The sequence below is a fragment of the Paracoccus contaminans genome (genome assembly GCF_002105555.1).
GTDB lineage: Bacteria > Pseudomonadota > Alphaproteobacteria > Rhodobacterales > Rhodobacteraceae > Paracoccus > Paracoccus contaminans.
The window spans coordinates 57,141-70,532 of record NZ_CP020612.1 but is presented as its reverse complement, the minus strand read 5'-3'; the positions used below and the strand labels follow the sequence as shown (position 1 = coordinate 70,532).

At 67.3% G+C, this 13,392-nt stretch carries 11 protein-coding genes and 1 pseudogene; 7 read left to right on the top strand and 5 right to left on the bottom strand.

The window, feature by feature from the left end; all coding sequences use genetic code 11:
• The first annotated feature begins 55 nt into the window (after nucleotides 1–55).
• Nucleotides 56–1,087, top strand: a complete 1,032-nt coding sequence (locus tag B0A89_RS00325) for a cysteine synthase A (RefSeq protein WP_085376442.1) — start codon at nucleotides 56–58, stop codon at nucleotides 1,085–1,087.
• A 34-nt stretch (nucleotides 1,088–1,121) separates the two neighbouring features.
• Complete coding sequence (locus B0A89_RS00320) at nucleotides 1,122–3,656, top strand: DUF3772 domain-containing protein (protein WP_169712116.1); 2,535 nt, start codon at nucleotides 1,122–1,124, stop codon at nucleotides 3,654–3,656.
• 312 nt (nucleotides 3,657–3,968) lie between these two features.
• Here B0A89_RS00320 and gyrA read toward each other — a convergent pair.
• A pseudogene (gene gyrA, locus B0A89_RS00315) lies at nucleotides 3,969–6,649 on the bottom strand (DNA gyrase subunit A).
• A gap of 275 nt (nucleotides 6,650–6,924) precedes the next feature.
• A complete protein-coding gene (gene ypfJ / locus B0A89_RS00310) occupies nucleotides 6,925–7,773 on the bottom strand; it encodes a KPN_02809 family neutral zinc metallopeptidase (protein WP_085376441.1) in 849 nt (282 codons plus the stop codon).
• Between the two features lie 140 nt (nucleotides 7,774–7,913).
• Here ypfJ and B0A89_RS00305 point away from each other — a divergent pair, with 140 nt between their 5' ends.
• Both B0A89_RS00305 and B0A89_RS00300 read left to right on the top strand, forming a co-directional pair.
• The gene (locus tag B0A89_RS00305; protein WP_338045734.1) at nucleotides 7,914–8,525 is read left to right on the top strand and encodes a DedA family protein; all 612 of its coding nucleotides are present in this window, start codon (nucleotides 7,914–7,916) and stop codon (nucleotides 8,523–8,525) included.
• 56 nt (nucleotides 8,526–8,581) lie between these two features.
• Nucleotides 8,582–9,052, top strand: coding sequence for a disulfide bond formation protein B (locus B0A89_RS00300; protein WP_240558575.1), 471 nt, complete (start codon nucleotides 8,582–8,584; stop codon nucleotides 9,050–9,052).
• On the opposite strand, the gene B0A89_RS00295 is transcribed toward B0A89_RS00300, so the two are convergent.
• On the bottom strand, nucleotides 9,053–10,051 hold the full coding sequence (locus B0A89_RS00295; RefSeq protein WP_085376438.1) for a DUF808 domain-containing protein: 999 nt from the start codon (nucleotides 10,049–10,051) through the stop codon (nucleotides 9,053–9,055).
• A gap of 84 nt (nucleotides 10,052–10,135) precedes the next feature.
• On the opposite strand from B0A89_RS00295, the gene cobS reads away from it, so the two are divergent.
• Together cobS and B0A89_RS00285 are read left to right on the top strand one after the other, a co-directional pair.
• Entirely contained in the window at nucleotides 10,136–11,155 is a 1,020-nt protein-coding gene (gene cobS, locus B0A89_RS00290) for a cobaltochelatase subunit CobS (protein WP_420814399.1), read from the top strand.
• 49 nt (nucleotides 11,156–11,204) lie between these two features.
• Complete coding sequence (locus tag B0A89_RS00285) at nucleotides 11,205–11,741, top strand: hypothetical protein (protein WP_205949762.1); 537 nt, start codon at nucleotides 11,205–11,207, stop codon at nucleotides 11,739–11,741.
• A gap of 14 nt (nucleotides 11,742–11,755) precedes the next feature.
• Here the strand turns inward: B0A89_RS00285 and B0A89_RS00280 are convergent, their stop codons facing one another.
• Nucleotides 11,756–12,340 carry an NADPH-dependent FMN reductase gene (locus B0A89_RS00280; RefSeq protein WP_085376436.1) on the bottom strand — a complete coding sequence of 195 codons (585 nt, stop codon included), beginning with the start codon at nucleotides 12,338–12,340 and terminating at the stop codon, nucleotides 11,756–11,758.
• Nucleotides 12,341–12,467: 127 nt separating this feature from the next.
• Here B0A89_RS00280 and B0A89_RS00275 point away from each other — a divergent pair, with 127 nt between their 5' ends.
• Nucleotides 12,468–12,797, top strand: coding sequence for a winged helix-turn-helix transcriptional regulator (locus B0A89_RS00275; protein WP_240558574.1), 330 nt, complete (start codon nucleotides 12,468–12,470; stop codon nucleotides 12,795–12,797).
• On the opposite strand, the gene B0A89_RS00270 is transcribed toward B0A89_RS00275, so the two are convergent.
• Nucleotides 12,782–13,309: a hypothetical protein gene (locus B0A89_RS00270; RefSeq protein WP_169712115.1), complete on the bottom strand. Its 528-nt coding sequence runs from the start codon at nucleotides 13,307–13,309 to the stop codon at nucleotides 12,782–12,784. The genes B0A89_RS00275 and B0A89_RS00270 overlap by 16 nt on opposite strands.
• Nucleotides 13,310–13,392 lie beyond the last annotated feature (83 nt).

Below are 13,392 nucleotides of genomic sequence, written 5' to 3'. Positions count from 1 at the left end.
TTGCCGCGCCTTGCCTGCCGGGGTTAAACGGCAGGGTAACCTTGAGGGCTGACCCATGCGAAACTATCCTGATCTCGCCGCGGCCATCGGACATACGCCGCTGATCCGCCTCAACCGCGCCTCTGAGGAAACGGGGTGCGAGATCTGGGGAAAGGCCGAGTTCATGAACCCCGGCCAGTCTGTCAAGGACCGCGCCGCGCTTTACATCATCCGCGAGGCCGTCGCGCGGGGCGAGCTGCGCCCGGGCGGCACCATCGTCGAGGGGACGGCCGGAAACACTGGCATCGGCCTTGCGCTGGTCGGCGCCTCGATGGGCTTTCACTCGGTCATCGTGATCCCCGAAACCCAGAGCCAGGAAAAGAAGGACATGCTGCGCCTTGCCGGGGCCGAACTGGTCGAGGTGCCGGCCGTGCCCTACAAGGATCCCAACAACTATGTCCGCTATTCCGGCCGGCTGGCCGAGGCGCTGGCCCGATCGCTGCCCGGCGGGGCCATCTGGGCCAACCAGTTCGACAACCTGGCCAACCGCAAGGCGCATTTCGAAACCACCGGGCCCGAGATCTGGGAACAGACCGGGGGCCGGGTGGACGGGTTCATCTGCGCGGTCGGATCGGGCGGGACGCTTGCCGGGGTCGGGATGGCGCTGCAGCCCAGGGGCGTGCGGATCGGCGTCGCCGATCCCGAAGGGTCGGCGATGTTTTCGTGGTACTCGGGGGGCGAGCTGGCCTCGCGCGGAAATTCGATCACCGAGGGGATCGGGCAGGGGCGGGTGACGGCAAACCTGAAGGGATTCACCCCCGATTTCGCCTGCCAGGTTCCTGATGAGGAGGCGCTGCCGGTCCTGTTCGGGCTGCTCGAACATGAGGGGCTGTGCCTTGGCGGCTCGTCTGGCATCAACGTCGCCGGCGCGATGCGCATGGCCCGCGACATGGGGCCGGGCAAGACGATCGTCACGGTGCTGTGCGATTCAGGCACCCGCTATCTGACCAAGCTGTGGAATCCCGCATTCCTGCGCGACAAGGGTTTGCCGGTGCCGCACTGGCTGGAACGCGGCGCATCGACGCTGCCCGACGTGACCGAAAACTGATCCCATGATGCGAACAGGTCGACAGAGCGCAGCCGTGCGGCGGCTTGCCGCCGGCATGCAGGCATTGGCCGCCGCGCTGTGGCTGGCGCTGGCGCTGGCGCTGCCGGCTATGGCCCAGGACGAGCCGGACTATGCCAACTGGGATCAGGTTGCCCGCCATGCCGACGAACAGTTGCAGTCGGACGCGACCCCGGCCGATGCGCTGGACCGGGCGCGGGCCGAGATCGCAGGCTGGCGCGACCGCTTTTCCCAGGCGCAGTCGCTGAACGGGCCGCGCATCGCGGCGCTCAGGGATCAGATCGCCGGGCTGGGCCCTGCGCCCGCCGAAGGCCAGACCGAAGCGCCCGACATCGCCGCGCGCCGCAAGCAGCTGAATGCCGAGCTTGCCCAGTTGCAGGCGCCGGGCCAGCGCGCGGACGAGGCCTATCGCCGCGCCGACAGCCTGATCCGCGCCATCGACGAGACGATCCGCGCCCGCCGCACCGACGACCTGCTGCGCCAGACCCCCTCGCCGCTGCTGCCGTCCAGCTGGATGGCGGCAGCGGCGGACGGGGTGAAGATCCTGCGCGGGATTGCCCAGGACGTGCGCGACCGCACCTACGGCCAGGCCCGTGATGCCCTGATCGAGCGGCTGCCCTTGGTGGGCCTTTATCTGGCACTGGCGCTGGGGCTGCTGGTGCTGGGCCGGCGCTGGATCGATTCGCTGCCCTCGCGCCTTGGCTCGCGTGCCAGCGACTATTCGCGCGATGCGGTGGCCTTTGCGGTTTCGCTGGGCCAGATCGTGGTGCCCACGACGGGCGCCTATCTGTTTGTGCGCGCGCTTGACACGACCGGGCTTGCCGGGCCCTGGGCAAGGCCGATCCTGATGGTCATGCCGGTCGCGGCGCTGATCCTGTTCGGCGGGCGCTGGCTGATCGGGCGGTTTTTTCCCGCCACGGGCGATCCGCCCATATGCTATGCGCTGCCCGTCCGGCAGGAGGGCCGGCTTTACGGCACCGCCCTGGCCGGGGCGCTTGCGCTGCATCATGCGGTCGGGCGGGCACTGCTGCCGCTGTCAGGCATCCGCGGCAAGGAACCCGTCGGCAGCCGCATCCCCCTTGATGTCAGCGATGCCGCCGCCGGTGTCTGGCATCTGCCCGTCATCCTGGTGGGCGCGTTCCTTCTGTTCAGGCTGGCCCTGCTCTTGCGCAACCGCCCTGCGACCGCGGGGGACGAAGGAACAGCCTATCGCACGCGGGTGATGGCGGCGCTGGGCTGGGCGGGGCGGCTGATCGCCCTGGTGTCGCCGGTGCTGGCGCTGGCGGGTTATGTCGTGCTGGCCAATTCGCTGCTGTGGCCGGCGGCGATGACGATCGGGCTGGCGATGCTTGTCATCCTGCTGCAGGAATTCGTCACCGACCTGTGGGCCATCATCAAGCGTGACCGCGGTGTCTCACGCGACGCCCTGGCGCCGGTGCTGATCGGCTTTCTGCTGGTGATCGGGGCGATGCCGCTGCTGGCGCTGCTCTGGGGGGCAAGCGCCTCGGATCTGGGCGAGGCATGGACGCGACTGCGGCAGGGGGTGTCGCTGGGCGGCGTGCGGCTGTCACCCGGCGCGATCATCACCTTTGTCGTGGTGTTCAGCATCGGCTATGCGGTGACGCGGGCGGTGCAGGGCACGGTGCGCACCTCGATCCTGCCGCGCACGCGACTGGACGCAGGCACCAAGAATGCGGCCGTGTCCGGGCTTGGATATCTGGGCATCTTCGTTTCGGCGCTGGTGGCGATCACCTCTGCCGGGATCAACCTGTCCAGCCTTGCCATCGTGGCCGGGGCGCTTTCGGTCGGCATCGGTTTCGGCCTGCAGAACATCGTGTCGAACTTCGTCTCGGGCATCATCCTGCTGGTCGAACGGCCCGTGGCGGTGGGGGACTGGATCAAGGTCGGCAATGCCCAGGGCTATGTCCGGCGCATCTCGGTCCGCTCGACCCAGATCCAGACCTTCGACCGCACCGACGTGATCGTCCCCAATTCGGACCTGATCTCGAAGGAGGTGACGAACTGGACGCGCGGCAACCAGCAGGGCCGGATCATCGTCACGGTGGGCGTGGCCTATGGCAGCGATACGCGCCAGGTGGCCGATATCTTGCGCCGGATTGCCGAGGATCAGCCGACCGTGCTCATCAACCCGCCGCCCACCATCCTGTTCACGGGCTTCGGCGCCGACAGCCTGGATTTCGAGATCAGGGCGATCCTGTCGGACATCAACCAGGGCGTGAGCGTCTCGTCCGAGATCCGGCACGAAATCATCCAGCGCTTTGCCGAAGCCGGCATCGACATTCCCTTTGCCCATCGCGAGGTGCGGATCGTCAACCCCGACGCGCTGATGGCCGAGCCAGGCCCGGCCTCTGCCCAGCCTGGGCAGGCCGCCACGGCCATGTCCGATGCCGTGCCCCCGCAGGGCGCGCGTCAGGCGGACAGGGCTTCGGTTCCCGGCCGCGAGGACGAGCAGGATCCCCGCATCACCCGCGCCGCCGCCTCGGGGCTGGAAATCGCCGAAGGCGGGGAGGACGGGGCCGAGCGCGACTGAAAAGGCCCACGCCCCGGGAAAGGGGCGCTGCCCCTTGCCGCTGGCGCGGCTCGGCCCCGAATAGTCCTGTGCAGAAGAAAGCCATGGGCGGCCGCCATCAACCGAGGCGCGCCGCGCATTGCCGATCGGTTCAAAAGGGCAGGGCCGCGGGACATGGCGCATGACGGCAGGCCCAGGGCCGGGCCACTGCGGCATACCAAGCGACAGGGCTGGGCGTGAGCATCATGAATACCCGCGCCCACTGTGCCGGGGATGGGGCAGCGGCCCGCTGGGGCAAGGACGGCCACGCCCTCGCGCGCCTTGCCGGGCCTGTCAGGTGCCGGCCTCTCCAGGCTCATCTCCCTGGTCGGCCACGCGGGCAACGGTCACGACTTCCTCGCCCTCGGCCGCATTCAGAACACGCACCCCCCCGCGGACCGTGAGCGGAAGCTGATCCCGTCCACCGGCACCCGGATCGACTGCCCGGTCGAGGTCGCCAGCATCACCTGGTCGTCCCGCGCCACCGGGAAGCTGGCGACCAGCGGCCCGCCGCGCATGGCCTTGTCCATCGCCATCACGCCCTGGCCGCCGCGCCCGCGCACCGGATAATCATGCGAGGATGACAGCTTGCCCGATCCGCGGACCGTGACGGTCAGGATCAGGTCCTCATGCGCGCTCATCCCGGCATAACGTTCGGCCGAAAGGGCGGCTTCGGCGACGTTTTCCTCGTCATCGGCCTCGGCCCCGTCATCCAGCGCGCCCTCGACCGCCCGGCGCATCTTGATATAGGCCGCGCGTTCCTCGGGCGATGCCTCGAAATGGCGGATGATCGACATGGACACGACCCGGTCGCCCGGTGCCAGCCGGATGCCCCGAACCCCGGTCGAATCGCGGCCCTTGAAGATGCGCACATCCGTCGTGGGGAAGCGGATCGCGCGCCCCTGCGCCGTGACCAGCATCACGTCGTCCTGGTCGTCGGCGATGCGCACATCCACCAGGCTGACGCCCTCGGGCAGCTTCATCGCGATCTTGCCGGCGCGGTTGATCGAGGTGAAATCAGACAGCGCATTGCGGCGCACATCCCCGTCCGAGGTGGCAAAGACGACCTGCAGGTCGTCCCAATCGGCCTCGGGCACATCCACCGGCATCAGCGCGGCGATCGAGGTGCCGCCGTCGATGGGCAGGATGTTGACCAGCGCCTTGCCGCGGGCCGTGCGCCCGCCCAGCGGCAGCCGCCAAGTCTTGAGCCGATAGACCATCCCGTCCGTGGTGAAGAACAGCAGCTCGGTATGGGTGTTGGCGACGAACAGCGTCGTCACCACGTCGTCTTCCTTGGTCGCCATCGAGGACAGGCCCTTGCCGCCGCGCCGCTGGCTGCGGAATTCGGCCAAGGGGGTGCGCTTGATATAGCCGCCCGAGGTGATCGTCACGACCATGTCCTCGCGCTCGATCAGGTCCTCGTCATCCAGATCGCCCGCCCATTCGGTGATCTCGGTCCGGCGGGGAACGGCGAACAGTTCCCTGGCCTCGGCCAGTTCGGCGGCGATGATGGCCATGATCCTGTCACGGCTGGCCAGGATCGCCAGATAGTCGCGGATCGAATCGGCCAGCGTCTTCAGCTCGTCCGTGACCTCCTGAACGCCAAGCTGGGTCAGGCGCTGCAGGCGCAGGTCAAGGATCGCGCGTGCCTGCGTTTCCGACAGATTATAGGTGCCGTCGTCGTTGACGGGATGCAGCGGGTCGTCGATCAGGCGCAGATATTCCACGATCTCATGCGCCGGCCAGCGCCGTTCCATCAGCCGCTCGCGCGCCTGGGCGGCGTCCTGGCTGGCGCGGATCGTGGCCACCACCTCGTCCACGTTCGACACGGCGACGGCAAGGCCGCACAGGACATGGCTGCGCTCTCGTGCCTTGCGCAGCTCGAACGCCGTGCGGCGGGCCACCACTTCCTCGCGGAAGGCGATGAAGTGGGTCAGGAAATCGCGCAAAGTCAGCTGTTCGGGCCGCCCGCCGTTCAGCGCCAGCATGTTGGCCCCGAACGAGGTCTGCATCGGGGTAAAACGGTAAAGCTGGTTCAGCACCACCTCGGCCGTGGCATCGCGCTTCAGCTCGATGACGACGCGGACGCCGTGGCGGTCGGATTCGTCCTGGACATGGGCGATGCCCTCGATCTTCTTGTCCTTGGCCAGTTCGGCGATCCGTTCGATCAGGCTTGCCTTGTTGACCTGATAGGGCACGTCGTCCAGCACGATGGCCTCGCGCCCGGCGCGGATCGTCTCGACCCGCGTGCGCGCGCGCACCACGATCGAGCCGCGCCCTTCCAGATAGGCCTTGCGTACGCCCGACCGGCCAAGGATCGTCCCGCCCGTGGGGAAATCCGGGCCGGGCACGATGTCCAGCAGCCGTTCGGTCGGGATGTCGGGGTTTTCGATCAGGGCCAGCGTGGCATCCACGATCTCGCCGAGGTTGTGAGGCGGGATGTTGGTCGCCATGCCGACGGCGATGCCGCCCGCGCCGTTTACCAGCATGTTGGGAAAGCGCGCCGGCAGGACGGTTGGCTCGCGGTCCTTGCCGTCATAATTGTCCTGGAACTCGACCGTGTCCTTGTCGATGTCCATCAGCAGCCAGTTGGCCGCCTTGGCCATCCGGACCTCGGTATAGCGCATCGCGGCCGGCGCATCGCCGTCCATCGACCCGAAATTGCCCTGCCCGTCCAGCAGCGGCAGCGACATGGAAAAATCCTGCGCCATCCGCACGAGCGCGTCATAGATCGCCGCATCGCCATGCGGGTGATACTTGCCCATCACGTCGCCGACCGGGCGGGCCGATTTGCGATAGGACTTGTCGAAGGTATTGCCCGTCTCGTCCATCGCGAACAGGATGCGCCGGTGCACGGGCTTGAGCCCGTCGCGCAGATCGGGGATCGCGCGGCTGACGATGACCGACATCGCATAATCAAGATAGGCGGTCCGCATCTCGGATGCGATGTCGACGGTCGGCCCGTCATGCGCCATGACGGCAGAACCGGCAGCAGCATCCTGCGCCGGCAGGTCGTCTTCGGAAGGATCGGGGGGAGTATCGGCCACGGCTCGCCTTCAACATATCGTTGAGGCCAACTCTAGCACCCACAGCCTCTGGGTTCAACGCAGCAGGCGGGCAAAGGCATTGCCCGTTTAGCGGGGGCAGGGCCGCCCCGGTGCCGCAATACCCGACCCGGCACCCGGAGGGCAAAGCAAGAGAGCCGCGCCGATAGCCGGCGCGGCTGCTGTTCAGTCGAAGGGGCCGGCGGTCAGAGCCCGGCGTTCGAGAAGGTATCGCACTGCGCCAGCTGGCCCGAGCGCATCCCGCGCTGCAGCCAGGTCATGCGGTCGCGTGCCGAGCCATGGGTGAACGAATCGGGCATGGGGGCACGCCCGGCCTTTTGCATCAGCACGTCATCGCCCACGGCGCGGGCGGCGTTCAGCGCCTCCTCGATGTCGCCTTGCTCGATCGTGCCGTAACGCTCGCTTGCCTGGCGCGCCCAGATGCCCGCAAAGCAGTCCGCCTGCAATTCGGTCAGCACCGAAAGATGGTTGGAATCGGCCTCGCTGGCGCGGGCGCGGACGCGGTTAACCTCAGACAGCACGCCGAGCTGGTTCTGGACATGGTGGCCGATTTCATGCGCCACGACATAGGCATAGGCAAAATCGCCGCCCGCGCCCATCTTGGATTGCATCACGCGGAAGAAGTCTGTGTCGAGATAGACCTTGCGGTCGTTGGGGCAATAGAACGGCCCCATCGCGGCCGAGGCGCCGCCGCAGGCCGACTGCACCGCGCCCGAAAACAGCACCAGCGTCGGGTTGGTATATTGCATGTTGGCCTGCCGGGACAGGACATCCGCCCACACCTCCTCGGTGTCGGCCAGCACGACGGAGACGAAATCGCTCGCATCGCGGTCGGCCTGTGACAGCTCGCCGCGCGGGGCGGCGCCGGGCTGCTGGGACAGGCCGCCCATCGTCGGCGTGATGTCGACGCCGAAGAAATACCCTACCGCCAGCACCACCAGCGTTCCGACAAGCCCGATGCCGCCGACTCCCGCGGTGCCCATGCCGCGGCGATCCTCGATGTTGCTGCTGCCGCGTCGGCCACGCCATTCCATTCCGCATCCTCCCTGAGCCGGACAGGCGCGATCCGCGCGGTGCGCAGGTTCGGGCCAGTCGGTGAATGGTTATGCAGGGTTGACGGTTCCCGCAAGCCGGGCTTTCTTGCCGCCACCCCCAAGGGCGCCACGGCGCTGCGATGCAGGAGCGGTGGATGTTCGAATGGGTCGTCTCGGTGATCGGGGGCTGGGGCTATCCCGGCGTCTTTGCCCTGATGCTGCTTGAAAACCTGTTCCCGCCCATTCCGTCCGAGGTCATCATGCCGCTGGCCGGCTATCTGATCGCGCAGGGAAAGATGGCCCTGGTGCCGACGCTGCTTGCCGGAACGGCCGGCTCGGTCCTGGGCACATCGGTCTGGTTCATCCTGGGCGCCTGGATCGGCGCGGCACGGCTGCGCCGCTGGGCGGGGCGCTGGGGGCGCTGGCTGACGGTCGCGCCGTCTGACATCGACGCGGCGCAGGGCTGGTTCGACCGCAGGGGCGGCATCGCCGTCTTCCTAGGCCGGATGATCCCGGCGGTGCGCACGCTGATCTCGGTGCCCGCCGGGGTTGCCGGCATGGGATGGCTGCGGTTCCTCGGCTGGACCATCCTGGGCAGCCTGCTATGGACCGGGCTGCTGGCCGCCGCCGGCATGCTGCTGGCCGCGAACTGGGCGCGTGTCGCTGATGTGATTGATCCGCTGTCCAAGATCGTCGTCGCCGCCGTCGTGCTGGTCTATCTGTGGCGCGTTGTCACCTGGCGCGCCCACTGAGATTTCGGAGCCGATCCATGCCCCAATCCCGGCCTGTTTCCCTGCCGCCTGTCGGCGTGTTCCGGCGCAGGCTTGCGCTGGCCGCGGCGGCCGGATCGGCCCTGCTGCTGGCCGGGGCATTCGGCTTTCAGGCAGCGGGGTATCGTCCTTGCGAATTGTGCCTGCTCCAGCGCTGGACCCATGCCGCGGCCGTGGCGGTCGGGGCGGCAATCCTGCTGACAGGGCATCGACGCGCCCTGGCGTTTCTTGGCCTGCTCGCCGCGCTCGCTGCGGCGGGGACCGCGCTTTACCACACGGGGGTGGAGCTGCAGTGGTGGGCCGGGCCCACCGCCTGCACCGGGGGGCTTGGCGATCTGGGAGCCGCCAGCACCGCCGACCTGCTGAACCGTATCCGCAGCGCGCAGGTCGTGCGCTGCGACCAGCCGGCCTGGTCCTTCCTCGGGCTCAGCATGGCGGCCTGGAATGCGCTGTGTTCGGCCGGGCTGGCGGTGCTGTGGGCGATGTCGCTGCGCACCGCCCGGCGGTGATCACGACCGGCCGAACGCCCGCCGCCCCGCCGACCACAGGGGCGCGATGACCCCGTTCGCCACCGGCAGCAGCAGCAATCCCAGAACAAGCCCGAAGATGCCGTCGAACAGGGCGGTGACGAACCATCCCGCAAGGCCCGCGATGCCCGGCATCGCGGCGGCTGCCTCGGCCGCGCGGTGCTGGATCCATTCATAGGGCTGGTGCAGACCCAGGTCGTGCAGGCCGTGCAGGACGATGCTGCCCCCCACCCAGATCATGGCCGCCGTCCCGATGATGGTAAGCGCCGCCATGAAACGCGGCATGACCCGCACCAGCCAGCATCCCGCCCTGCTCAGCAGGCCCGTGCGCGTGCGCGCCAGCGACAGGCCATAATCATCGACCTTCACGATCAGGGCGACAAAGCCATAGACCCCGCCCGTGATCGCCATGGCGACAAAGGCCAGTGCCGCGGCCTCCATCGCGAACTTGAGGGGGCCGTGGATGCCCTGCGCGACGACGAGCCGCGTCACCTCGTTCAGGGCGATGGTCATGATCTCGGCCGACAGGATGAAATCGGTCTTGATCGCCCCCGCGACCTTGCTTTCCTCAAGATGCGCGGGATCTTCGGCGCACGTGTCCTCGTCCTCGTCCTCGTGCCCCCCGCCGGGCGCAAAGGCGTGCCAGACCTTCTCTGCGCCCTCGAAGCACAGATACCCGCCCCCCAGCATCAGCAGCGGCGATATCGCCCAGGGCGCAAAGGCCGACAGCAGCAGCGCCACCGGCAGCAGGATCACGATCTTGTTGAAGATCGAGCCCTTGGCGATCTTCCAGACGATCGGCACCTCGCGATCGGCATCGAAGCCGTGGACATATTTCGGCGTCACCGCCGCATCGTCGATGACCGCGCCGGCGGCCTTGGCGCTGGCCTTGACGGACATGCCCGCCACATCGTCGATCGAGGCCGCCGCCACCTTGGCGATGCCGGCCACGTCGTCCAGCAATGCGATCAGTCCGCTCATCTCCGCTCCGTTTCTGTCCGCACGTTACCGGGGCGAACGCACCGGCCCCCATTCGGTTCGGCCTTGCTTGCACCTTTGCGGGCGATGCTTCATCACCACAGCATTCAAGGAAAGGGAACCCGGACGATGACCGATCTGGACGTGAACGCGAAACCGACCGAGGAAATCGACATCCGCGACGTCTTCGGCATCGACAGCGAGATGAAGGTCAAGGGCTTTGCCGAACGCACCGACCGGGTGCCCGACCTCGACCCGACCTACAAGTTCGACCCTGACACCACGCTCGCCATCCTGGCGGGGTTCGCCTACAACCGCCGGGTGATGATCCAGGGCTATCACGGCACCGGCAAATCCACCCATATCGAGCAGGTGGCGGCCCGCCTGAACTGGCCCTGCGTGCGCGTCAATCTTGACAGCCATGTCAGCCGCATCGACCTGATCGGCAAGGACGCGATCAAGCTGGTGGACGGCCAGCAGGTGACGGTGTTCCACGAAGGCATCCTGCCCTGGGCGCTGCGCAACCCGACGGCGATCGTCTTTGACGAATACGACGCCGGCCGCGCCGACGTGATGTTCGTGATCCAGCGCGTGCTGGAGGCCGAGGGCAAGCTGACGCTGCTCGACCAGAACGAGGTGATCGCCCCGAACCCCTATTTCCGCCTGTTCGCAACGGCCAACACGGTGGGCCTTGGCGATACGACCGGCCTTTACCATGGCACCCAGCAGATCAACCAGGGCCAGATGGACCGCTGGAACCTGGTCGCGACGCTTAACTATCTGTCCCATGATGCGGAGACGGCGATCGTGCTGGCCAAGGTGCCGCAGATGAACACCGAAAAGGGCCGCGGCATCGTCGCCCGCATGGTGACGCTGGCCGACCTGACCCGCACCGCCTTCATGCAGGGCGATCTGTCCACCGTCATGTCGCCCCGGACGGTCATCAGCTGGGCGCAGAACAGCCGCATCTTCGACAATGTGGGCTATGCGTTCCGCCTGACCTTCCTGAACAAATGCGACGAGTTGGAGCGCCAGACGGTCGCCGAGTTCTATCAGCGCCTGTTCGACGAGGAACTGCCGGAGAGCGCGGCGGCAAGGGCGGTTTGATGGATGTTCGCCAAAGCTCGCTGACGGGGCCGCCGGCGAGCATCTGGTCATGTCACGGCTGTTGTCGCGGGGATACATCGCCGCGCTGGCGCCGCAGGGCGTACTGAACTTTGACATCGTCGTGACATCGACAGACGGCACACAGCTGTGCGCCTTTCAGGTCAAGACAAGTTGGGACAAAGGCGCCGATCGCGGCTGGCACATGCAGGAAAAGCATGAGCGCATCGCGGGCGACAGCATATTCTATGCCTTTGTCGATCTGGGGAAAGAGGCGGAGCTGCGCAAGGACAGTCTCTTTCCCGTGGTCTATGTGGTGCCTTCCCGCATCGTCGCTGATGCAGTGAGGTCAAGCTACAAGGCGTGGCTTGGCCGGCCAGGGAAGAATGACGCGGTCCGCAACCCAACGACGCTGCGGCGTCTCAACCTTGATTACACTAGGATCTGTGGAGCCGATTTTCCGCTGAGGGCCGGCTGGCTCGACGCGTACAAAGAAAACTGGGGTCAGATCGCCCAGTACGCGGCGCCTTTGGCTTCTGCCCCCGAGCCGCGCCGGATCATGACGGCGGCCGACCAGAACCGGATCTGATCGGCCGCTGATCTTCAAGCCTCGCGCGCGGCCTTGGTTGCCTTGGTCCACCAGACCAGCTCGTCCAGCATGGCGTTCAGCGAGACTTCCAGGTGGTCTTCGATCTCGCTCATCGGCTTGTCCTGCCCGCCGCTCCAGACCGTGAAGAAATCGCCCCCGCCGATATGGACGGCATTGCGCAGGGGAACCATCTGCAGCTCGACCGCGATGCCGCGCAGATGTTCGAGCGACCGCGCCCCGCCCATCGAGCCATAGGCCACCGCGCCCATCGGCTTGCGGTTCCACCCCGTATAGTCGTGATCCAGCGCGTTCTTGAGCGCGCCGGGCAGCGAATGGTTGTATTCCGGCAGGACAAAGACATAGCCGTCAAAGCCCTTGACGACCTCTTGCCAGCGCTGCGCCTCGGGGCTGGCCGAAGGGGCATAGGCGTTCGAGGCCACCTCGTCAAAAATCGGCAGGTTGAAGTCGCGCAGATCGACCAGTTCGAAGGCAAGGTCGGCATGGTCGCTGACCTTTTCCATGAACCAGCGCGCCGGCTTGTCGCCGAAGCGGGCCTGGCGGGTGGATCCGATAATGACGGCGATGGTGGGTTTGGACATCGGCGGTCTCCGTTGTTAACGTGGTTTATGTCGGTAACTATGGGGCGGGCTGGCGATGGCACAAGAAGGCACCTCGGCGATACCTCCCGATACGCAGGATACGGGAACTTGCCGGCGGATTAGTGAAATGCTGGGGCGGATCGGCGATAAATGGACATTGCTGATCGTGCGCGAACTGGGGCAGGGGCCGCTGCGCTTTTCCGCGCTCAAGCGCAGGATGGGCAGCATCTCGCAGAAGATGCTGACCGCCACGCTGCGCAAGATGGAACGCGACGGGCTGGTCAGCCGCACGGTGACCCCGCTGCGCCCGCCGCAGGTGGAATATGCGCTGACCGAAATGGGGCATGACCTGTTCCGCCCGATCGCAGCCCTGGCGGAATGGACCTGGGCCCATGCCGATGCGATCGACGCGGCGCGGGCGCGTTTTGATGCGCGAAACCGTCAGCGCCCGGCGTAATCCATCAATGCCTTGAACAGGGCAGGCGGCAGGTTCTGCGGATCACTGATGGTGATGGTCGTCCCGGCGGGCAGGGCCGCCGGATCGGCGGGGATGCGCGGATCGGGCCGGCGGGCGAGCCGCGTCGCGGCGGCCTGGTCCCTCGTCAGGTCCGGCGCAATGCCGCCGCCGGGGGCGCGCACCAGCGGGGGCAGCCGCGGCATCGACCGGGATGGGGCATCACCCGCGCCAGAACCGCCCTGCAACGCGCGGCCCTGGGCTTCTGCCAGCCGGGTTTCCAGTTCCCGCGTCCGGCGGGCATCCAGTGCGGCAAGCTGGGCGTTCACCTGCGCCTGCACGTCCCGCTGCATCCGCGCCGTCACCGACCCAAGCTGCGCATTGACGGCCGCGACACCTTCGGCAAAGCCGCGCTCGTATTCGGGCCTGCAGGTTTCGGCCGAACGGGCCGGTGACGCGCCGATGCCAAGGGCAAGCAGCGCAGGCACAAGCGTCAGGACGGCCCGTTGCATCATCGATTCTCCCTCGCGGCGGGCTGAAAACGCCTGTGGGCGGACCTGCGTTTCTTCTGCATGAAAATATCCCGGGGTCCGGGGCA